The following is a 21115-nucleotide window of genomic DNA, read 5'->3' on the forward strand; positions in this document are numbered from 1 at the left end:
AGTCTGTCGGGATGGTTCTTCTTCACCCAGCCGGCACCGAGATGTGGCCGGATGGTCAGCGGGCCGAACTCGTCGAACGCGAACACCCGATCCGGGAAGTTGCTGGACACATGCTCGATCCGGGCGAGTTTGATATCGCGGTCGGAATCGTTGGACTCCTTCCACGTCTTGGTGCACTGGAAGGTGATCCCGTGCTTGCGCAGAAACTGCCGCAACCGTTCCCGCCCGACCGTCACCCGGCGGGTCCACGGTTGTGCGTCAGATAGCCGGAGAGTTTCCGCAGGCTCCATCGGGTGAACGGCTGGTCGAGTGTCTCCGGTCGCGTGGTGGCCGTCGCGACGATGAACGCTTCGTCCTCAGGACTGATCAGGCGGGGACGGCCACCCGCCCACTGAGGGTCCAGGCAGGCCAGGCCCATCTCGTTGAACCGGTGGATCACCCCGCGGATCGCGTCCTCGTCACCTTGGACCGACCGGACGATGGCGGGGACGGTGTTTCCGCTGGCCGAGGCCATGATCACCATCGCCCGCCGCAACCGGACCGACGACCCGGTACCTCTGCGCACAATCTGCTGCAAACGCTGTCCCTCCTGATCGGTCAGCCGACGCGCTCGAACTCGTTCTGCCATCCACCCAGACTGACACCCAACGACCAACCACCACGAACATCGACCGGCGTGTCACCAACCCGGCCAACGATCATGGACACAGCACCAGCGGGTCATGGACACCTGGTCAACACCTTCCGCCCGCGAACATGCGTATTCGGCCAGGCCAGGATCCCGACGAGCGTCACCACCAACTCAAGGGAAGCCTGGCACCGGCAGTGGACGTATCTGGTACCTGCTCGACGAGGACAAGCACACGGTCTGGGAATCGAGCAGAACAGCGTCGAGCTGCTGGCAGGGGCGGTCCCGGGATCACAGCAGAGGCTCTACAAGGATTCCTGGATACGCCTTATCACGGGCGCCCAGATGTGGTGGACGTCTTCGAGCTGCTGCTGACCGGGAAGCGCTTTTCCGCTGTAGCGGTACGGTTCCCAGGCGGTGCGGAGGAAGACCATGTCGCCCTCAACGTGGACCACGCCTTCACTGACGAGTGCCCCCAGGGCGCGGTTAAACTGTTCCGGCGGAAACGGCTGACGGCCTTCGAGCTTCTTGATGAACACTCCTCGCTCACCTTCATGACCGTGGTTACGGGTGAGGTTCATGACCTTGTTGAGGAAACGGATCACCCTGTAGTCGAGGTCTTCCTCTTCTTGTAGTTCGGCGCGGTACTCGTACCAGGGGTAGGATAGCTTGAAACCGGCCGGAACCCGCAATTCCAATTCGCCCGGCCGCGGAAGGTGCTCCGAATCCGCGTGCAGATCGAGCCGGTCGGTGGCTTCCAATACGACAGAGGGTTCGTCGTCGGCTGTGCCTCCCGGGCGCCGCGCGAATTCGAGAGACGCGGCTTCGACGACGATCTCGGCCGCGCGCACGAAGAAGTCGGGTCCGATTTCGGCTCCTTGCGGACCGCCTTGCAGCACGACCGTGCGGTGGCTGTGAACGGAAAGCTCCGACAGTGGGCCGAGAAGTCTGAGTGTGTGGTCACCTTCGGTGAGCAAGCTAAAACTGGTCACCCTGCTCGCGGCGCTGGTGGACAGCGAGCCGTTGTAGTGGCTCTCGCCGACGACCTGTGTCAAGCCGGCGCTCGCCGCCGACTCGCTCCACTCGGAGGCGATAAGGGAGGCGTGCAACGCCGCGAACTGCGACTCGGTCAGCACGAGCGACTCGTGTCGATTCATGAAGTCGAACAGAAAACCGGACTGGTGGCCGATTTCCAGAAGTCTGGATGGCGACAGGCAACACGCGTCGAAGACCTTCGACGCGACGTACGCTTCGAAGATCGGACTGGCCCAGCCACGTTCAGTGCGAAACGGGTGTTCGCCCGCGAACTCGGTGACCTTGCGAATGTATTCTTGCCGGGCTTCCACGGCGTCCAGGTACGGCAGGCTCGGTGCTTTGCCTTCTTCAAGGAAATGACAGAGCCAGAGTATTTGCTCTTCGGGGCGGTAGGCCTGCCCTGGCTTCAGGCCCAGCGAGCCGGCGAGGAGCTCGACCTTCGCCTGGTCGCGCTCGAGCAGACGCACGAGGATCGTTTCGAGCAGGTCGACGAGGTCACCGGTCTCTTGACCATGCTGTTCGAACCGCTGCCGGATCGACAGCAGGTTGGGCTTGCCGATCAACATGGCGGCGGCCGCGTCAAGGACGGGCGCGTAGCCGACGAACTCTTCACCGTAGCGGCCTTCCGCGGACTTGCGTAGAGCGTGGATCAACGCGTCCCGGGCGCCGCGATACTCGGCACTGGTCCGGTCCGCGTGGGGATCACGGCGAGCCACGACCTGGTCGACGTAGTCGACACACTGCTGCCGCGCGAAGTGGGAGATCTCCCACCATGCAACTTCGACGCCGCGATCTTCCAGCATCACCCAGACGTCCTCGATCGTCCGCTCGCGGCCCAAGAGCACGAAGCGGAGCCCCTGCTTCGTCCACGTCGCGAGCGAAGCCACGAACTCTTCCCAGGACTTGCCTGAAACGCGGGAGCGTGCTTCGTCGAGCGAGTCGATGACGACCAGCGCCGGGGGAGTGGTGGGCAGCCTGCCCGCGACGTCGTGGCTCCCAAGGTACTTGACCAGTATGTATTCGAACGAGGTGCCGCCGACGGCCTGATCCTTCTCCAGTTTCCACAGTGGCGCGCCCAGGCGTGTGGCCGTTTCGAACGCGGTGGTGCTCTTGCCCGCCGCACCCCTGGCCGATATCAAGGTTACGGCGGCGGTCGGGCTCGAAAGCTTCTCCAGGAGGACTGGAGGGACAAAGAACCCGCCGGTGTTTCGCGAGGGAACGCCAAAGGCTTCCTGGCCGATGCCCGGAAGGGGGGAACACACGATCTTTTCGCAGAATTCGTCGAATTCTTGCCTGGTGCCGGTCATGGAGACTCCGATCGCAAGGTCTTCGGGTTTTCGGCAAGTTGTCCCGAATCGGTGGTCATGTGCTGCCCATCTGCAGGAAGGCCGCCCACTCGGCGATGTCCTCTTTGGGGGCGTCCGGCGGATCGAGCGAAGTGATCAGCTCAGGCAGCGCCGAGGTGTCAGAATTCGGATCGAGCATCCAGAGCTGGGCCTGCCGCAACGACTCCGGGACATTCATGCCCGCGGTCAGGTTCTTGTGGAACTGGTAGCTCAGGTAGACGGCGTTGCGGTCGAAGAGCGACCAGAGGGAGCCGATGACGGAGCGGGCACCGATGACCAGCATCGTGCTGGCCAGGCTCATCGCTTCGTCGTAGTCACTGCCGGAAAGGCTGGTCATGCAGCAGGCGAGTACCACGATCCCGAGGGGCAGCTCGCCGGTCGGATTCAGGTTCAGCAGGGCTTCCACGGTCAGCTCGGTGTCGGCGGCCAGCTCGAAATACGACTGGTGGGGGGCGTCGATCCGGGCCAGTGCGTGGGTGGCGAGGTGTAACAGACCTGCTCCGTCGCGAAGAGCATTGCTCACCTCGGTCGCGGTGCCCCACCCGTCGGGCGCCCGTTCACGAGAGACCTCGTCCATGTGTTCGCCGATACCGCCGAAGAACTTCGCTTCGGGATAGAAGGATTCCCGAAGGCACTTCGCCTCGGGGCCGCTCGAAGGCAGACCGCCTGCCGGGTCGCCGACGAGCACCGTTCCTCCCGCGATCGGGGCGCGCGAGGTCACCTCGGCGAGCATTCTGGCCGAAGGTGTGTAGGACACGCAGACGTCTTCGAGCAGGTGGCGTGCACCGGTTCCGGTCGGCACGCGGATCGCGTGCCAGGGAACCATTCCGAGTATTCCCATCGGGGTGAGCACGAGCTTCGGGACGTTGCCGGAGCGTGCATGACGTCTGGCAAGGCGACCGAGTTCCGTGCCCGCTGTCCGGCCAACGTGGTCGCACAGCTCGCGGAGTTCGACGCGCCAGTCCGCCTCGGCCGCGGCTCGTTCGGGTCCCTCGGGCTTTTCGTACCAGCGGGTGTAGGCGGCGACGTAGTCCGCGATCGGCGAACCGGCGTGCGTGGTCAGGCCGCGCAACGGGACGAGTTCGATCTCGCCCTCGCGTGGCACGGCGACGGCGTAGGCAGACCTGCCCGGGCCGGGCGACACCAGGTACACGAGCAGGTCCGAGCCGTGCGCGGCCAGTGCCTGCCGGATTTCGCCTACGGGTGGCGGGTTCAGCAGGGTGTCACCGAGCGAGCGCAGGACCCGGACCCGCAGGTTGGTGGGCAGCGTGCCGGCGTGGGACAGAACCGGGAGTTCGAGCTGGTCGGTGCCCGCCGTTTCCTTCCACAGCGCGGCCAGCTCCGTTTCGCCCCTGGCGCGTAGCCGGGTGTGCACGTCACGGTTGGAGTTGGCCGCATGCAGGACCAGACCACGCTGGGCTTCGAGGACGCGAACGAGATCCTCGCGCGCATCGTCCTCGACGCACCAGGTCAGGATCTTGTCAGTGGTCGCTATCGCGCTGGTGGCCACCGCGAGTGCGTCGGTCGTACCGGATTGCACCAGCACCCGCCAGGTCAGCGCCGTCATCGCGGCGATGGAGACTTCCCGGCTCCTGTACCGGTCGCCAGGCTCGTCACGAGCACGGAGCAGGCTGCCCAAGGTGGCGGCCGTGGACTCGACGAGGAACGGATTTTCACGGCCGTAGGCGGCGATCAAGTGCTCGTACTCGGTGATCGCTTGGTCGAGCCTTGCCCGGTCGCCCGGGCTGAACGTGCTCAACAAGCCGTCCGCGACGGTGAACAGCCAGGTCGCCGCCGGGCCGAGGATCGGGTGCGTGTGGTCGATGCTCCCGCGCAGGCCGTCCAAGTCGGCCGCGATGCGTGCCACCTCGTTCGCCTGGTGCTTCTTGGCGGCCAGTGTCAAGGAGGGGATCAGGATCCCCAGACGCCGGACCAAGTAGGTCGGGTCGTCCGGTGACACCGGGGTGGCGTCCGACGGCGGGATGCCGGTGTCCTCCGTGGCGATGAGGTTCCTGATCGCCGCCAGCATCGCGGCGAAGGGCGTCGAGATGCTCGGAAAGGAGAACCGCTCCAGCCCCTCCGTCAGTTCGGCGAGTTCCCTGTCCCGATCAACCGGGTTCATGCCGGTCATCGTGTTGGACGTGAACGTGAACAGGCGGGCCAAGATGTCCATGTCCGCCGCGTCCTGTGCACTGGACGAGCCTTTCCCCTGGCGTCGCGCCTCCGAATCGGAGGTTCGCAAGGTGGCGAGACTTCCGTCGCGAAGGCCGTGCACACTCCCCGAGAGCGTGATCAGATCGGTCAACAGGTCCCGTATCTCCTGATCGGCGGTGGTTCGCAAACCGGTGATCAACGCGTCCGTGTCGGCGCCTTCGGCCGCGTCATCGGCGATCGCGGTCACCGTGTCGAGCAGCCCGCGTACCATCGTCCGGAGGAACATGAAGTCCGGCTCGCCGGCGAAGTCATCCGGTCGCACCAAGGCGAGCAGAGCCTGTGCCCGGTCGGCGTTGGCACGGAATCCCGTGGTCGAAGTCGGGATCAATTCGGAGGCCCGCAGCGCGGCGTAAATCGAGCACAGCAGTGCGGCCGTCGACAAGTGCTCACGATCGGCGGCGTGGTCCCGGGAAGCCGCCATGATCAGCTCGACGTCGTGGTCGAGCCAGTCGGCTATCGGATTGCGTTCGAACACGGTCCGCATCTCGTAGCCCGACAGATGCGCCGCCGCCAGCAGGCGACCGGAGATCTCGAACAGGGCGAGCCCGGGTTCGGGAGCCCCGTGGGCGAGCGTGTCCGTCGCCGTCGTCAGCACTTCGGCCCAGTCCGCGTCTTCCCCGGTGCGGACCGCTCGTTCGCGGCATGCCGTCGCGAGCGTCACACACGAAAGCCAATCGGGGCGTGCCGTGGCGTCGACGCGCAGCAGGGGGATGGCGGCACGCAGGTCGTCGACGCGGTCGTCGTCCGCGCCGCGCACACCGAGCAGGAAGCCCAGTGCGCCGCAGACGACCGGATCGTCCTCGGGACGATCGAGCGATTCGTTCACGATCGTCAGGCAATCGATCGCCCTGTCGCGGTCCGCCGGAACCGGTTCGCCGGAGATGTTGAAGCGGGTCGACAGGCTCGTCCCCAGCAACCAGTTGCGGTGGATCCAAGTCGGCGAGTCTGGTGCCGACAGTTCGACGGCCCTGGATGCCGCGGCGATCGCGGCATCCAGGGTGAGCGGCTGGTCGTCGTCGAGATAGCGCCTGCCGAGCAGATCGCCAAGGCTCGCCTGAGCCGCGGCCACGAGATCTCCGTCAGGCAAATCCGCCACGGCGGCGGACAGCGTCTCGATTCCTTGGTGGAGCGCGCTCTTCTGGCCGGTCTCTTCGTGGTGCGCGTACCAGGCCAGCCCGATGAACGCGATGATCTCCGCCCGCCGTCCAGGGGACTTGACCAGCTGTACCAGTGATTCCAGCTCGGTGATGAGCGCCTCGGTCTCGTGTGCGAGCTCGCCCGGGCCGCGTGCCGTCTCGGACCGCACGGACAGCCTGTCCCAGCGGATGTTGACGAGGTCGAGTACGAGTGACTCGAACAACTCACCGTCGCCGAGCGTGGGCCATCGACCCGCCAACGTGTCGCGCAGCGCGGCGTCCGACCACCGGACAGCGTCGTCCCAGTCCTGGAGAACGGTGGCCACCGACTCCTCGCGGTTCGCGGCCTCCGCGAGGTCGGCGGAGTAGGCACGCTCGGTGTAGACCCGGCCGAGATCCCACTTCCACGTGGCGGCTTCCGGATGCTCGCCAGCCTGCCCGAGAGCGTAATGCAGCAAGGCCATGACCACCGGGAGGTGCAGACCGAGGCTCTCGTCCCTGATCGCCAGCACCGCGCCCGCCAGATCGCCCGCTACCGCCGGGTCCACTGTGGATGGATCGGTGGTGATCCTGGCCGCGTAGCCGGCCGCGAACTCCAGTATTTCGTCCTCTGTGGACAAGAAACTTCCTCCGCACTCGGCGAAATTCGGACGTGTTCGACCCGGCGTCCGTGGAATTCCGGCGGACACCTCATGTCTGGTGGGTCTTAGATCCCGCTGTCAGTGTGCTGACGGATGGCTGCGCGAAGCCGTGTCGCTATCACCAGTCGCGCCGTCCCGGCGGTGCGTTACTCCGATGCCGGGTGGCGGGCCGAGATCGAGGGCCGCCCGGTAGTCGGGTTCCTTGGTCCACCGCGCGGGCGGGGACCATTCCCGCGGCCGGGTGAGCAGTTGCTTCTTCCGTTCGTGCACCCGGGTCAATGCGCGCCAGTAACGCATGTCGAGACCGACGACGTGTGCCTCGTAGGTGTCGGCGCGACGCTGGACTTCGCGGAGGTGGTCGCGGACTTCGGCCTCCAGCTCGATGATCGTCACCGAGATCGTCTTGATTTCCTCCTCCTTCGCCGCGACCGTGGTGAGGAACGGCTTCAATCGCTTGCGTTGCTCGTTTCGCCGTCGGGCGGTGATCGTGCTGACCGGCAGTTTCCGCTCACCCGCACCAGGTGCGGAAAGGTCGTCTTTCGCCGCCGACGTCTGCGCTTCGGCAAGGTCCCGGCGTGCCTCGGCGAGCTCGCCGGTCAGGATGGCCACTCGCTCGTAGTCGCCGTCGATCTTTTTGCAGGTCTCGCCGACCATGCCGATGAGCGCCTCCAGTTGCCGCGCGATCACCTCGTCGCGGCGGCTCAGGAGGGTGCGCGTATGCGGCGTCGGGCGCACCGGCGTCAGTTCGCCGTCGTTGTCGTCGAGCACCGGGATGCCCTTCTTACCGTCGCGTCGCCCGTGCCAACGGTGCCGCCATTCTTCCCGGGTGCCGATTCGCAACCACGAGAACACCCCGGGCGCCAAGGATTTGCGTGCTCTCCCGCTCATGCGCGATCTCCCTGTGCTTGCAGATCTTCTTCCGGTGGGTGTTCCATGAGCGCCGAAGTCGCGGCCGGGTCACCGAGAGAATTGGCCATCCAGTGCCGCACGTCTTCCTTGAGACTCACCGATGTGAAAAAGGCCTGCTTCGCGGCGTCGGTGGCTTGTCCGTCGAGGCCTTCGAGCACGCTCTGTTGCACCTTGACGGCTTTGTGGTGGCGGTTTTCGACGTGGTTGGCGTGCCGCAGCAAGCAGCGCAGCCGCCATCGGCGCCGCGCGCTCCGGCGCCGTTCCTTCTGCAGCGGATCGTGGTCGAGCACGACGATGCCCATCGCGACGGCGCCGGTCAGCAGGAGCAGGCCGCTGAGCAGCAACGCCATCCCGACGTCGACGGTGCCTGCCGCCAGTTCACCCGCCGCGTTCCCGGGCGCCGAGCCGCTGGTGATCTCCAGCCTGGGGCCCGACTGGTTAGGGCGGCTGAAGCGGAACCAGGTGGCCACGCCGATACCCGCTGCCCAGCACAAGTAGAGCACCACGGAGAAGAACCGGTGCACCCCCGAACGATGCTCGAGCCAGCGCAGCAGCAGATCGCACGCGTAGCCGGCGGCGAGGGCGAGCGCGACCGCCGAGGCGGCGGCGATCGACCAGTTGGTGAACTCGCCGGACCGGTAGTCGGCCCTGCCGAGCATCGTGTGCAGCACCGGGACGTCGACGACGATGAGCGCGATCAACACCAGCCGGGCGAAGGCACCCGCGAACGGGCTGTCGCCGACGTTGCGCAGACTCGCCCGCAACCGCCGCGCACGCTCGGACATCTTGCTCTCAGTAGGATTCCGCGGGGGATCCCGGCGCTCCTCGATCTGCTTGTCGAGGTCGCCGAGCTTGCTCTCTTCAGCGGTCAGGTCGTCGGCGACGTGTGCGACCCGGCCCGCGGCCTTCTCCTCGCGGAGGCGGTGCCGCTGCGCGATCCGGTAGGTGCGCTGGCCGTATCGTCGTGCTTGGTCCTTGATCAGGGCCTGGTCGTTGCCGAGATCGGCGTCGATCTGCCGGTCGAACAGGGCACCGGTGCCGGCGTCCACGGCGCCGGAGGAGATCGCCGCGTCGCACTTCGCCCGCAGCCGCTTCGAGTAGGCGATACCGGTGATCTTGGGGGCCGGTATCCGGAAGTCGGCCATCAGCCAACGCGGCCGCCACCACCACCGCGCGCCTGCCGGACCCGGCATGGTCTTCTCCCGCTGATCGCCACGCACCGGTCAACGCCTCCCGCTCTGGCAGAAGTCCCATTTCGTCTGTCTACTGTGGACGGCGACGTGCACCGCGCGGTTCTGGGCCGCCTTTTCCGGCACCAGGTTCCCGGCCGCGTCGAGATCCGGCACGTACTTGCAGGAATAGCTGCCCGCACCGTCGGCGCCGACCCGATCGGCCGAGACACCGAGCCCGATGAGCAGCTCGCGGATCACCCCCGCGCGTTGCCGGCTCAAATCGACCTGTCCCTGTTTGTCCCCGTCCCTCGCCGTCGTGCCGAGCAGGCTGACCAGGTCGCCGGTTTCGAGTACGTGGGCGGCCAGGGGCCGCACGGCGTCGATCGCCCTGTTCCGGTCGATCAGCGTCGCCTCCTTCGGCTTGAAGAACGCCGCGGCGGGCAACGGCGCCACGGCGGATCGCGGGCCCGGCTCGGCGATCTTCGCCGGTTCGATGGGTGTCACATACGGGGCATGGGGCCACGCCTTGCCCTTGCGTTCGGTCTTGTCCACGACGACCGGTTTCTCGGCACCCGCCCGTTCCAGGACGGCGACCCAGATCGCGATCAGGTTGGCCCGAGTCGCGATGTCGAGTTCCGCCTGCGGGGCGGCGACGTCGCCGCATCCCCGCACGGTGATCTTGATCCCATGCAGGTCGGGCAACCGCTTGCTGCGCTCGAGAGAGTCGGCGACGTCCTTCGGCTCGGCGTAGAGCATGCCGTCCTCCTGGAACCGCAGGGAACCCTTGGTGGACAGGCAGGACGAGTCGATGGTCATGAGCTTCGGTTCCACGGTCAGCTCCCGCGAAGCCAGGTGGATCCCACCGAGCAGATCCACTTCCGGGACCTTCGGCTCGGCCGAAGCCAGCATGGCGCGGATCTGCGTGCCGAAACCCGCGCGCTCCTCCTCTCGCCCGGGGCCGTTGTTCGCCCAGGACCGCAGGTCGACCGTGGCCAGGTGCCGGGGGGAGCCGTCCAGCGGCACCATGATGAGCTGCCGCTGGTCGTCCACGGCCTGGTCGACGAGCTTGTCGTACACGCCCTGCCGGGAGTTGGCGTGTGCGTCGTAGACATACGCGATCGAGCCGTTGAACGGTGGTTCGCCGGCCTCGCAGCCGGTCAAGCAGGCGGCCAAGATGATCGAACCGAGCAGCCGGAGCCGTCCGTGGAGGCGAGTGGGCGACCAGTGGCGCCGGCGGGGACCGGGAGGCGTCATCGAGGGAGCTCCTTAGTGAGGTTCTTCTCCTGGCCCGCGTCGTCCGACCCGATGCCGGACAGTTCGCGCAGGCAGGTCAACGTGGTCTCGATGCGGCGCCGGTCGGTGAGCAGGGCGGTCGCCGCGCGGGTGGGGAGCAGGCCGCGCGCGACGAGTTCGGTGGCGACGCGACGCAGCGCGGCTTCCTCGCCTCCCGGGCCTGCCTGTCGGACGGCGTTGACGAACACGGCGACTAAGGGGGCTTCCCGGTCGCGAACCGAGTCGGTGATCAGGTCGGCGACCGAGGCGCGCAGCGCGGCCCGGTCGAACTCGGCGGCGGCCGCCGGGTCCGCCGTCGCGGTGGCGAGCCGGCCGAAGTCGTCCAGGCCGGTGAGCAGCCGGCAGGCCGACGGACGCCTGCGACCGAGCGGGCGCTCTATGTGGGCCTCCCAGAAGGAGACCAGCTCGGGGTGGGTGCCGGTGCCGACATTGACGCGCCGCCCGGTCCGGCAAGCGCGCTCCACGACGGAGAGCGCGGCGTCGACGCGGCCAAGGTGATCGGTGACCGTTCCGCCGAGGTGACCGCAGAGGCGTACCGCGATCGTGCGGTGGAGGTGTGCTTGATCGTCAAGCGGTTCGGCTTTGCCCGCCTCGTCGGCGACAAGCTCGAACACCAGCCGATCGAACTCGTCGCGGAGGGCGCGGCCGTAGCGGTTGGTCGCCACCGTCCGCGGTCTGGCGAGTGCCCCACGCCGCGCTCTGGCGGCCCTGTGCAGGTCACGAAATCTGCGTCGCAGATGTTCGCGCACCGCTCCGCCGGGATTGATCAGATCCGGCCTCCTGTTCAGGTAGTGATCGGCCAGCACTAGGGCGTCCACCAGGAGATCGCGACAGGGGCAGTCGCCGGTGACCGCCAGGCTGCGGTCACCGGCCGGGCCCTTCGGCGTTCTGCGGACGCCGAAGCGTGCGCACCGCAGATCTCCGGTGCGCAGCTCGGTGTCACACCGGTCGGCGGTACGCGAGTGGAGGGGTCGTGCTTCGTTCACCACCTCGTACCAAATCGCTTCCGCAACCTGCGGGTTGTCAATGATCATGAGTCCTGCCATACTTTTAAATGTGTTTGCTAGCTCTGTTAGCAGCTAGTAAAGAGTAAACGAGCATATGTGGCAATACTTCAGAAGGTAAAAGTTGCAACCTCTGGATATTTCAGACGGTATACCGGCGATCTGGTTGCCTGGATCGCCCTGTGTGGTAGATCAAGGACGTACGTGAGCGCAGAGGAAAGAAGGAGTCCATGGCCCTGCTGTCGGCCGTCGTCCCGCCGCCGACCGTGCGAAGGTCGGAGCTCGTCCCGGCCAGGCTGGCTCGCCAGGTGGCTCCGTTGTTCGGTGTCCGGTGGGAGGACAGCCCCTTCGGGCGGACCACGTGGGTGTGCGACTTCAACACGATCACGCTCGCCGAGATCTCCCGGGGGGCGCCGTCGCCGACCCGTGCCGAGCTGGCGGAGCTGCGGAAGACGGCCGGAGAACCGGCTGAGCCCTGGTTCCTTCACCAGCGGGCGGTCGTGTCCGGCACCTCACCCGCGCTGCCGAACGAGATCGTCAACGCGACGATGAACCGGTACGGCCCGCACACCAAGTCGGCCGTGCTGCTGACCGCGGCGAATGTGCTGTTCGAGCCCATCACCAAGGCCATGCTCCACGCGTTGCCGTTGCTTCGCGGGGCGGGCGGGACCGTGCACCCGGCGCACGCGATCACCGGATGGGCCACCGTGGTGATCGAGACCTTCCGTTCGCAACCCGCGTTGGCCATCGCCGCTTTCAAAGCCAGGGCCATTCAACGGATCCTGCTGGCCGACCAACGGTTTCCACGCGCGGACCGGCTGCGGGAGCTGCGGATGGCCAGGTCGGAGATCACCGGCGGGACGGGTTCCGCGGAACCGAACCCGGCGACCAGTCCGCGGGACCTGCGGCTGCTCGACGAGACACTGGGAGTGCTGGCCGTACGGCCACCTCGCAACACCCGGACGTCGTTCGACGAGATCGGCGCCGGCCGGATGGACGTGCACACCTTGCGGTCGGCGCTCGCCGAGGGGCTGATCGACCTGTTGCTCGACGCGGCGGAGACGGCAGGAATCGGCTATGTCTGGCTGAGTGAGCGCAGCCCTGACCAGGTTGTCGCCGAGGCACTTCTCCCGTCGGACACGATCGTCGGAGTGCTGCTGTCCCGGGTACTGGCTTCGCAAGGACGGCTGGCCGAAGCGTTCAAGGAGAAGCTGACCCCGCTACGGCTGCCCGAGTCGGCTGAACTCGCGGGCTTGTCCGTACAAGCCAAGCGGGTGCTGGTCATCGCGGCCGTCGGAATCGTGCGCCGGCACCGCGCGGTCGTCGGTGAGGCGATCGGCGTCGACGAGTTCGCGGCCGAGCTCGACGGTGTGGTCACCGTCATCGACACACTCGATCCCGACGACCCCGTCGCCGTCACCGCGAGGTGGCGGCTCGCGGTGATCCGGTTCGACATCGTCCGGCACGGCAGGGACGCCGAAATACCGGCCGCTGTAAGGGATCTGCGCGAGCACATCAAGCGTGGCACGGCCATGAGGGAAGCCGGAAAGCTGGACCGCGGTGTCGTCGCAGACCTGCTGTCCGCCTCCTGCATCGAACTCAACGCCGCGAGGCACACCTTGGCGGACGAGGCGGCGGGGCTGGACGCGGAGGTGAGGCGGCTGTGGGGGACGTTCGCCGAGACCTTGGAGATCGATTTCGCGGCGCTGGACTCGCGACAGCACGAAGGACTCGGCTTCCTGGTCCACAACTACGCGACCTATCTCGGTTCGCACCCGGACTCCGTGGCGGACCTGAGCGAGTCCCGCCGACTGTTCGAAGAGTTCGTCATACCGTTTCGCAAAGCTCTTGACGACCGGGTCGGTGCCCCGATCGCCTACGGCAGGGCGCTCTACCTGGCCGCCAGCACGGCCACCCGGCTTGCCGAACTGGCCGTCGCCGACAACCGGATCACCGACGCCCACGGCTTGCTCGCCGAAATACCCGAGCGTCTCGACTGGGTGCTCGGGCAACCCGACTTCCAGGAACTCCTGGCGAAACCGTCCGCCGACACGATCCCGCTGGTGCTCAACGTCGCGCCCGCACTCCTGCTCACGGTGGAGCTCGATGTGCATCCGGCGCCTGTGCGCGCGCGGGAATGGCTGACCTTGATGATCAAGTCTGCCGAGGAGGCCTTTGGCACGTTGACGAAGGGTTCGGCGGAGGAGTCGAGCCTGTATGAACGCTTTGTCGCGTTGAAGGACCGTGCCTCCGCGATCGAGTGAATCCTGTTCATCCGTCGAACGCTGTGGCCACCCAGTCGGCCCCCGGGCCGGAATAGGCGGTCAGGGCATGGCGTACCGCGCCCGGAGTCATGCCGGCGAGCTGACTCAATGTCGCGTAGTTCTCGACGACGCCCTTGTCCTCCCAGCCACGATGCGGACAGGCCGCGGACGGCCCGGCCTCCGACGGCGCGGATCCGCCGCGCCCGCGAGCACCGCAGTCACACGGACCGTCGCGGCCGGCGGCACCGGTCTTCGTGTTCAACTGGAGTGGTGCGCGAACCGCCAACGCCGCGGCGATCTTCGCCTTGGCCTCGACGCTCGGTGACCTGCGGCCGGTTTCGGCGTACAGCTTGCGTGAGACGGCGATGATCACGGAAGCCCTGGTCGTCCAAAGCGGCGGTACGACCACGTCTGGTATCGCCCGGTTGCCCAGCCCGTCCCCGACAGCCGCCGTAATCAGCTTGGTCAGCCTTTCCCGCACCTCGATCACCCCGTCGTCGTCGTGGCTCGGCAGGTTCAGCACGGGCGGCGTGTCCGGCAGTTCGAGGAATCTGTCGACCAGCCTGCGCAGCCGGTCGAGCCGGAACATAAGTACGTCCGCGCCGGGCTTCCCGCTCGCGTCGTCGGGGATGATCCACTGTCGTATCCAGAGGCATTCGGAGCGCTTGCCGATGCCCGCGTACAGCTCGGCCATGGTCCAGTCGACCAGGCGTGTGACCAGGTCGGGATCGTCGAGCATGCCGTCCTGGTGATGTTTCATGGCGTTGGTCAGAGTGACGGCCGCGATCGCGACGGTGCGGGGCCTCGGACGAGGTGCCCGGCGCAGCACGAGCCCGTCGAGCGTCGGATGCAGTGCGAGAAAGACCCGCTCGGCCTGCTCGCCGTCCGCCTTCCCGCCGAGGAACCGCGCCTGCGCGAACACCACGCGAACGGCGTCCTGGCCGCCGTCCCACCGCTTGGTGTCCCTGATCGCGGAAGCACTGGACATTTTGGCCAGCTCGATGAGGAGCGCCGCCATCTCGCCGTGGTCGAAGGAGCCGGTCGAGCCGTCACGCATCCGATCGATGGCGATTTTCAGCGCGACGGTCTCCGCGAAGAAGATGGGGTTGCCGAGGTTCTTGAAGACCCGGTGAACGATCGTCATGTCGTTGCCGTTCGCGATGAACCGCATCGCCTCCGCGTGTGCCCTGTCCATCAGATCGAGCACCGTGGCGGCGGTCGTCGCGGCGGTCGCCGCCGGATCCGCGACGACCGAGGCGACCATCGTCAGCCGCAGTGGATCGGCAACGGTCCGGGACCTCAGCGACTCGACGACCTCGCTCGCGGCCCTGAGCCGCGCGATCCCCTCATCGGTCAAGCCGTCCGCCCGGACGAGCAGGCCGAAGTCGATATCAGGGTGCGCACGCCGTCGCTCGCGCAACGCGGCGTACCGCTCCGCCGCGTCGTCTGTTTCGGAGTAGACGCGCCCTCGCGCTTCACCGTGGATCAGGGTGGCCGCGACGAGCAGCGGCCGGTCCTTCGGCGCGATGCGTGTGCCTTTGTTCCCCAGGTATCGGACCGTCGCCACGGCGCGTTCGGCCATGGCGGTGGCGAATTCCTCCTTCGCGTAGCCGTCGAGTTCGTAGCGGCCGGGCTCGGTGGCCGTCAGCAGGGCGAGCACCTGGTCCACACACTCTCCGATCCACTCAGGCATCGCCGATCCTCCTGGTACGCAAGCGGATACCGGTCCGGTCGTGGCCCGGTCTGATGCCGAGCACCGCGTCCAGCACGGCGGGATCGGCCTCGGATCTGAACGGCACCCATGGCGAACGGCCGTCGTCGAAGCCTGCGACGAGTTCCAGCTCGGGTTCGTGTGCCGGGTCCACCCGCGTGATCCGTAACGTGATCCGCGGCTTGCGCACGGTCAGTGTCCGCCAGCGCATCGTCGGCTCCACACCGGCCTGGGCGGCGAGTTCCGGTGGCAATTCGACGGTTCGCCACTCCTGTCGCCCTGCCGGTGAACTCCGTTCGACCGACGGCGGGGGAGCGATCAGCGCGGCGGCCACGGCGGTCAAGAGGTCTCCGCCCGCGAGACGGGTCCACAGCCCGTGTACCCAGGTGCCGGCTCGCGCCCTCGCGCCTTTCTGTGAGTCTCTCTCGGCGAGCGCGTTCGCGCGGTAGGGAGCCCAGCGTTCGGCCAGCTCGGCCAGCTCCTCGACACCGAGTTGCAGCATGACGCCTCGTGATTCGCCGTTGATCACCGCGAGCGCCAACGAGGTGAGCCTGCTGCCGAGCAGCCAGGGCAGTTCACCGCCGTGATCGGTTCGCATGTCCATGTCGACGAACGTCGGCGGGCCGTCCGGGTCGTCGGCGACGAACATCGCCGCGAGCCCGTCATGGAACCGTTGGTACACGGTGGGTTCCGGGGTCGTCACGGTGAACAGCAGTCGTTGCTCGTCCCGCAGATAGTCCACTGTGGAATAACCGTTCCATGCGGTGGTCATGCACCGGCTCCTGACGTCGGTCGATCGGCGGCGAACCGCTCCACAACCACCTTGACGGATGGCTGCCCGCCGGAACGCCCGGCACATACCGATGATTCGTGCCGGATTTCCGCCGTTCGCAGGTCTTCGGCCTTCTTCACGACAACCCGATGAACCCGGGCTCGCCCCGGGCGACGGAGAAGGAAGTAGCCGGTCATGACCTTCACCATCAGCAACATCCAGTACGGCGGAGACGACGACATCGACCCCGGCAAGGGCCTCCGCTCGTGAGCCCTGAGAGGAAGAAGCACAAGGATCGCCGCCCGCCTCGCCAGCGAGCGGTCCGGATGGCGGCCTCGCTGACCGGCATCGCGCTCGCCGTGGTCAAGCTCGTCCGTGAGCTGTCCGACCGCTGAGCCGCCGGACCTGGTGGTGCGTTCCGCGCACCACCAGGTTCACGGGCAAGGGGTGGCAGGCGAAGTACCCGGTGCATGTGTGGTCCATTCAGCCGCGGTCATCGGATCGCCTATAGCGGCACAGATCCGGCCGATGGCGGTGGGCACGTCGGCGACGATCAACGAGGCGAGGTGATCGTAGGTGCCGACAGCGAGGGATTTCCCGCTCTCGGTGAAGGCGACCGAGTAGATGTCCCCGGCCGTGGCCGGTGCGGCGGAGAGCACCGGCCGTAGTGGGTCCGTGATCGTCCACAGCCAGACCTGCCGGTCCTTGCCGCCCGCGGCGAGGACCGTGCCGTCCTCACTGATGGCCGTGGTGATGATCGGGCCGCCAGGGCCGGTGAGGACGCTGGTTTCCTTGGGGGCGCGTGGATCCGAGACATCCCAGACGCGGATCGTCTTGTCCGCGCTGCCGGTCACGAGCAGATCCGCCGTCGGGCTGAACGACACGTTGTAGGCATAGTTCGTGTGCGCGGAGATGACGGCCAGCCGTCGAGGTTCGGCCGGATCGCGGATATCCCACAACCACACGGATTTGTCCACGCTCGCACCCGCGACGACCGTCCCATCCCGGTTGAACGCGACCCCATAGACGCTTGCCGAGGGGCCACGGAGCACTCCCGCGGGCCGGCTGGTCCCGGCTCCCCGTACATCGAACAACCGGATCTGGTGGTCGTCCCCGCCGGCGGCGATCATCGTGCCGCTCCGGTTGAACCCCACGATCTGGGTGACTGAACCGGTCGGTGGCGACGGCGATCCGACGAGCAGGGGACGCCCCGGATCGCGAACGTCCCACAACTCGACCGTCCCATCGGCTCTGGCGACCGTCGCCAGCAGGCCGTCCGGCGCCAGGTTCGACGCGCCGGACAGCCTCTTCGCCCCGGCGGTTCCGGTGACCTGACCGATCGGCCGGAGGGTGTCGGCCGCGGAGGCCACGGCCAACATCGCGGTCGCGCTCGTCCCGGCGAGCACTCGGCCGCCGCCTGCCGAGACCGAGAACACGCCGTCGCCCGGTGCCTCCAAGGCGGGGCCCGGCACGCGCCATGCCCGCACGATCCCGTCCCCTCCCGCCGTGAGCACGGTGGTCCCGCCGTCCGCGAACCGAACGGCGGTCACAGGTCCGGGATGCGGCAGCGAGACCGCCACCGCACCGGTCGCGGCATCCGCGAACCGGACCACGTTGTCCGAATTGGCCAGCGCGACGAACCGTCCGTCCTGGCTGAACTCGATGGCGTTGACCCAGCTGGTCCCGCCGCTGAAGGTCCGGACCAGCCCGCCGTCACCGATTCGCCACATCGACACCGACTGGTCGGAGTTGCCCGCCGCCACGGTCGACCCGTCCGGGCTGAACGCGATCGAGCGATAGGTCCGGGTGGCAGGTCCCTGAAGCCTGATGCTCGGTTCGCCCGGGGCCTTCCAGCTGACCACCACGCCGTCGGTTCCGGCGGCGGCCAGCCGCTTTCCGTCCGGTGCGAACCGGACCGCCTGTACCTCGGTCCCCGCGTCGAGCGTGCTCGAGAGCTTCCCGTCGGCCTGGTAGAGCCGCACTTGGTGGTTGCTCAGGCCGACGGCCAGCGTCGTGCCGTCGCGGTTGAAATCCAATCCGTGCACCGGCGCGGGCGAACCGGGGAGCGCGGGCCGCTCGAGCAGACGAAGATCGTCGGTGACGGTCCAGCGGTGCACGATCCCGGCCAGACCGCCGGCGACCAGGGTGGTACCGCCGGGGTCGACAGCGAGCGCGTAGAGCTCGCCGTGCGGCTCGGTGGAGGCCTGAAGCCGCCGATAGCGTCCTTGGTCATCGCGCTGCCACATCCAGATTCGCCCATCGGTTCCGGCCGCGGCGATCACCTGGCCGCCCCTGAGCGTCACCACGGCTTGCGCCACTCCCGACGGTCCCGTCAGCCGTGACACCGTGGGCAACCGGGTGGTACTGAGCACGGCGGAACGCGCCTCCACCGTCTGCGCGGTCCGGTATGCCGCGACCGCCAGCTGTGCGGCGAGCGCGGGATCCGAGGGCAGAAGTGTCGCCGACCGCAGCGCCAGTAGGCGAGACAACGCGAGATCACGTTGTGCGGCGGTTTCGCTTCGTTGCCGTGTGGCGTCGACGCCCAGCACGCTGGCGATCACCAGCAACAGTGCGAGGAACACGGTGAGCGCGCGTAGCCGACGGCCTGCCCGGCGTCGTCGGCGCTGCTCGTCTGCTGCCTGTTCCTCGCTGACCGCGAGGAACGCCAGCTCCTCCGAGCTCAAGGAAAACCGGGCGGAGTCACGCAACGCGACAGCCTGTGCGAGGGGTACTCCACGCAACGTGGAGGCAGGATCCTGCCCGTGCCGATGCCATTGCGTCGCCGCGACCGTCAGCCTGCGGTGGGCCAGGAGGCCCGCCCGGTCCTCGTCCAGCCACGACTGGAACCGTGGCCAAGCGGAGATCAACGCCTCGTGGGTGATTTCGACACTGTCCCGGTCGGTGGTGACCAGGCGCTGCTCGACGAACACTTCTAGCACCTGGGCGAGGTCGGCCTCGTCCGCGCCACCGAGGAACTCGTCGACCTCCACCCGCCGACGAGTGTCCGCGACACCGTCGCCGATATGCACCAGCCGCAGGAAGACGGATTTCGCCAGCTCCTTCTGCGCTGGGTTCAGCAGTTGGTAGGCGGCCTCCGCGGTAGTCGCGACCGCTCCCTCGATGCCGCCGATCGCCAGATAGTCGGCCACCGTCAAGGCCGTGGCCGGTCCGTGCTTCCAGGACTGCATCAACGCATGCGACAGGAGGGGCAGAGCTCCGGCCTCGTGGGCGGCGACCCCATCCGGGTCCCGGGTCGACGGAGCGAGATCCCGCAGCAGCAGATCGACCAAGCCGGGTTCGACCGCTACGCCTGCCTTGTCCGCGGGGCCGGTAATCGCCGCGACCACACCGTCATGACTCATCGGCGTCACCAAGTGCTGCCTCTGCTGGAGAACTTCCAGCAGCGATCGATGGCGTAACGCACGGGGGTAGAAGTCCGCCCGTAAACCGAACACGACCACCACGCCTGATCCGGGCAGGCCCGCCATCCAGTCGAGATAGGCGCGTCGTTGCATTTCGGTCACCTCGCCGCCGAACACCTCCTCCAACTGGTCGACGACGATCAACGCCGGCCGCTCGGCCGGGAGTTCAGGTCGTGCTTGCGTGGGGCTCGTGAGCACAACCTGCCAGCCCGGTCTCAGGGTCGAGACGAGCCCGGCTCGCAACAAGGACGACTTGCCCGACCCGGATGCCCCCACCACCGGCACGACGCCACCGGAATTCCGCAGCTCGGTCACCTGCGCGACCAGCCTGCTGATCTGGCCCTCTCGCCCGAAGAACCACTCGGCGTCGTCCGGTTCGAAGGCGGCGAGACCTCGATAAGGGGATGTCCCTTCCGGTGTGCTGTGCCCGGACCGCCGCACCTGGATCAACGCTTCGTTCAGCCGACGTACTTCTTCGATGTCGTCGACTCCGCACGCGGCGAGGATCTTCGGCAGTACGTCCGGCTGGCTCAGCGGTGGCAAATGTCTACCGCTGAAGTAGCCACCGACCGTGCTGAAATGCAGGTCGGCATCCTTGGCCACCTGCCGGATCGTCCGGCCGGCCCTTTCCCGCAGCTGCGTCAGCTCTTTCGCGAATCCCTCTCGGGTACGGACTTCTGTGGACCGCTCATCCTTCGATGCCATGCTCACCCCGGCTCGTGCACCACGTACGGACTTGTACGGATTCGTCGTGACCCCTCGTGCGCTGGCGCTTTGGTGTTCTTCAATGAGCTGCCGAGGGAGTCCGGCTCGGCGTGAATCGCTCGCTACTTACTTCTTGGCGGACGGCAAGAGGGTCGCGTCCAGGCTCGTCTCTGTTACGTGCATCGCTTCCGTCGCCACGACTTCGAAAAGATCGACTGTCTCTGAGCCTGCCGTCCTACTTAAGTCACGGGAGAGTCCTATGAACGTACTAAGTTCTGGTGACGACGACGACAAAGGCTTTCCTCCGCCCCCTCGGGGGCAGTTGTGGAGGGAAGGCGGAAAGATCACTTCCTGATATTTCCCAAGCTCGATTGTTGCCGATTCGTGAGGACTCGGTCTTGTTCAGTCCGCATCGGCTGAAGCGGACTATCGCCGGTAGCTGTGAATCGAGGCGGCCGGAATTTCGCCATTTTCGAAGTATTCGGCGGCTGCGGTTATGGGTCGGGCGATGAGGCCCAGGGCGCCTCGCATACGTTTTTCGGCGTTCTGGCCGGTTCGGTCAAACGGTGGCGATGGCAAGTTCACCCAGACCTTCGAAAAGCGAAGCGGATTCGGTCCCGTGTCGCTTATGCGCTCGCTTGAGGAGGGTCACCTCGGCCACCGGTGCGCCTCGCCGCGCAGGTCTTCGCGGAGACCGCTGTTCCACTGCGGACTCAGTCGACGCAGGGACCGTCATCGGTCTCGACGGCGAAAAGCTCCGGCAGACCGCCTGCTGGGTGGAGGTCACCGCGACCTCAAGACCCCCTTGAGGATTCAGCAAGATCACCCGGCCGCCGTCACGCCGAGTAGATCCGTGCACTCCT

Annotated in this window: 12 protein-coding genes and 1 pseudogene; 2 read left to right on the forward strand and 11 right to left on the reverse strand. The window is 67.1% G+C overall.

What is annotated here, in order from left to right; all coding sequences use genetic code 11:
- The 8 genes and pseudogenes from ACZ54P_RS11650 to ACZ54P_RS11685 form a co-directional block, all read right to left on the reverse strand.
- A pseudogene (locus ACZ54P_RS11650) lies at positions 1–236 on the reverse strand (IS630 family transposase); the annotation flags it as partial.
- Positions 233–628 carry a helix-turn-helix domain-containing protein gene (locus ACZ54P_RS11655; protein ID WP_465461466.1) on the reverse strand — a complete coding sequence of 132 codons (396 nt, stop codon included), beginning with the start codon at positions 626–628 and terminating at the stop codon, positions 233–235. The pseudogene ACZ54P_RS11650 and the gene ACZ54P_RS11655, both read right to left, overlap by 4 nt.
- Positions 629–933: 305 nt before the next feature.
- Complete coding sequence (locus ACZ54P_RS11660) at positions 934–2970, reverse strand: hypothetical protein (protein WP_465461467.1); 2037 nt, start codon at positions 2968–2970, stop codon at positions 934–936.
- A 55-nt stretch (positions 2971–3025) separates the two neighbouring features.
- Positions 3026–6979, reverse strand: a complete 3954-nt coding sequence (locus ACZ54P_RS11665; protein WP_465461468.1) for a CHAT domain-containing protein — start codon at positions 6977–6979, stop codon at positions 3026–3028.
- 99 nt (positions 6980–7078) lie between these two features.
- Positions 7079–7888 (reverse strand): hypothetical protein, encoded by an 810-nt coding sequence (locus tag ACZ54P_RS11670; protein ID WP_465461469.1) that lies wholly within the window; start codon positions 7886–7888, stop codon positions 7079–7081.
- On the reverse strand, positions 7885–9129 hold the full coding sequence (locus tag ACZ54P_RS11675) for a hypothetical protein (protein WP_465461470.1): 1245 nt from the start codon (positions 9127–9129) through the stop codon (positions 7885–7887). The genes ACZ54P_RS11670 and ACZ54P_RS11675 overlap by 4 nt, the downstream gene beginning before the upstream one ends.
- Before the next feature lie 3 nt (positions 9130–9132).
- On the reverse strand, positions 9133–10335 hold the full coding sequence (locus tag ACZ54P_RS11680) for an OmpA family protein (protein ID WP_465461471.1): 1203 nt from the start codon (positions 10333–10335) through the stop codon (positions 9133–9135).
- Positions 10332–11360 (reverse strand): hypothetical protein, encoded by a 1029-nt coding sequence (locus ACZ54P_RS11685; protein WP_465461472.1) that lies wholly within the window; start codon positions 11358–11360, stop codon positions 10332–10334. Before ACZ54P_RS11685 ends, ACZ54P_RS11680 begins: the two co-directional genes overlap by 4 nt.
- A 248-nt stretch (positions 11361–11608) precedes the next feature.
- On the opposite strand from ACZ54P_RS11685, the gene ACZ54P_RS11690 reads away from it, so the two are divergent.
- Entirely contained in the window at positions 11609–13642 is a 2034-nt protein-coding gene (locus ACZ54P_RS11690) for a hypothetical protein (protein ID WP_465461473.1), read from the forward strand.
- A 7-nt stretch (positions 13643–13649) separates the two neighbouring features.
- Here the strand turns inward: ACZ54P_RS11690 and ACZ54P_RS11695 are convergent, their stop codons facing one another.
- Together ACZ54P_RS11695 and ACZ54P_RS11700 are read right to left on the reverse strand one after the other, a co-directional pair.
- Entirely contained in the window at positions 13650–15335 is a 1686-nt protein-coding gene (locus ACZ54P_RS11695; protein ID WP_465461474.1) for a hypothetical protein, read from the reverse strand.
- A complete protein-coding gene (locus ACZ54P_RS11700; protein WP_465461475.1) occupies positions 15328–16125 on the reverse strand; it encodes a hypothetical protein in 798 nt (265 codons plus the stop codon). The genes ACZ54P_RS11695 and ACZ54P_RS11700 overlap by 8 nt, the downstream gene beginning before the upstream one ends.
- Before the next feature lie 266 nt (positions 16126–16391).
- Between ACZ54P_RS11700 and ACZ54P_RS11705 the strand changes: the two genes are divergently transcribed.
- A complete protein-coding gene (locus ACZ54P_RS11705) occupies positions 16392–16520 on the forward strand; it encodes a hypothetical protein (protein WP_465461476.1) in 129 nt (42 codons plus the stop codon).
- Positions 16521–16559: 39 nt separating this feature from the next.
- Here the strand turns inward: ACZ54P_RS11705 and ACZ54P_RS11710 are convergent, their stop codons facing one another.
- Positions 16560–20252 (reverse strand): nSTAND1 domain-containing NTPase, encoded by a 3693-nt coding sequence (locus tag ACZ54P_RS11710; protein ID WP_465461477.1) that lies wholly within the window; start codon positions 20250–20252, stop codon positions 16560–16562.
- Between the last annotated feature and the right edge of the window lie 863 nt (positions 20253–21115).

The organism is Amycolatopsis sp. NPDC034160 (assembly GCF_055575355.1).

Coding starts and splice junctions, on each gene's coding strand:
- ACZ54P_RS11655 (WP_465461466.1), bottom strand. CDS start 628: ATGGCAGAACGAGTTCGAGCGCGTCGGCTGACCGATCAGGAGGGACAG.
- ACZ54P_RS11660 (WP_465461467.1), bottom strand. CDS start 2,970: ATGACCGGCACCAGGCAAGAATTCGACGAATTCTGCGAAAAGATCGTG.
- ACZ54P_RS11670 (WP_465461469.1), bottom strand. CDS start 7,888: ATGAGCGGGAGAGCACGCAAATCCTTGGCGCCCGGGGTGTTCTCGTGG.
- ACZ54P_RS11680 (WP_465461471.1), bottom strand. CDS start 10,335: ATGACGCCTCCCGGTCCCCGCCGGCGCCACTGGTCGCCCACTCGCCTC.
- ACZ54P_RS11690 (WP_465461473.1), top strand. CDS start 11,609: ATGGCCCTGCTGTCGGCCGTCGTCCCGCCGCCGACCGTGCGAAGGTCG.
- ACZ54P_RS11695 (WP_465461474.1), bottom strand. CDS start 15,335: ATGCCTGAGTGGATCGGAGAGTGTGTGGACCAGGTGCTCGCCCTGCTG.
- ACZ54P_RS11700 (WP_465461475.1), bottom strand. CDS start 16,125: ATGACCACCGCATGGAACGGTTATTCCACAGTGGACTATCTGCGGGAC.
- ACZ54P_RS11710 (WP_465461477.1), bottom strand. CDS start 20,252: ATGGCATCGAAGGATGAGCGGTCCACAGAAGTCCGTACCCGAGAGGGA.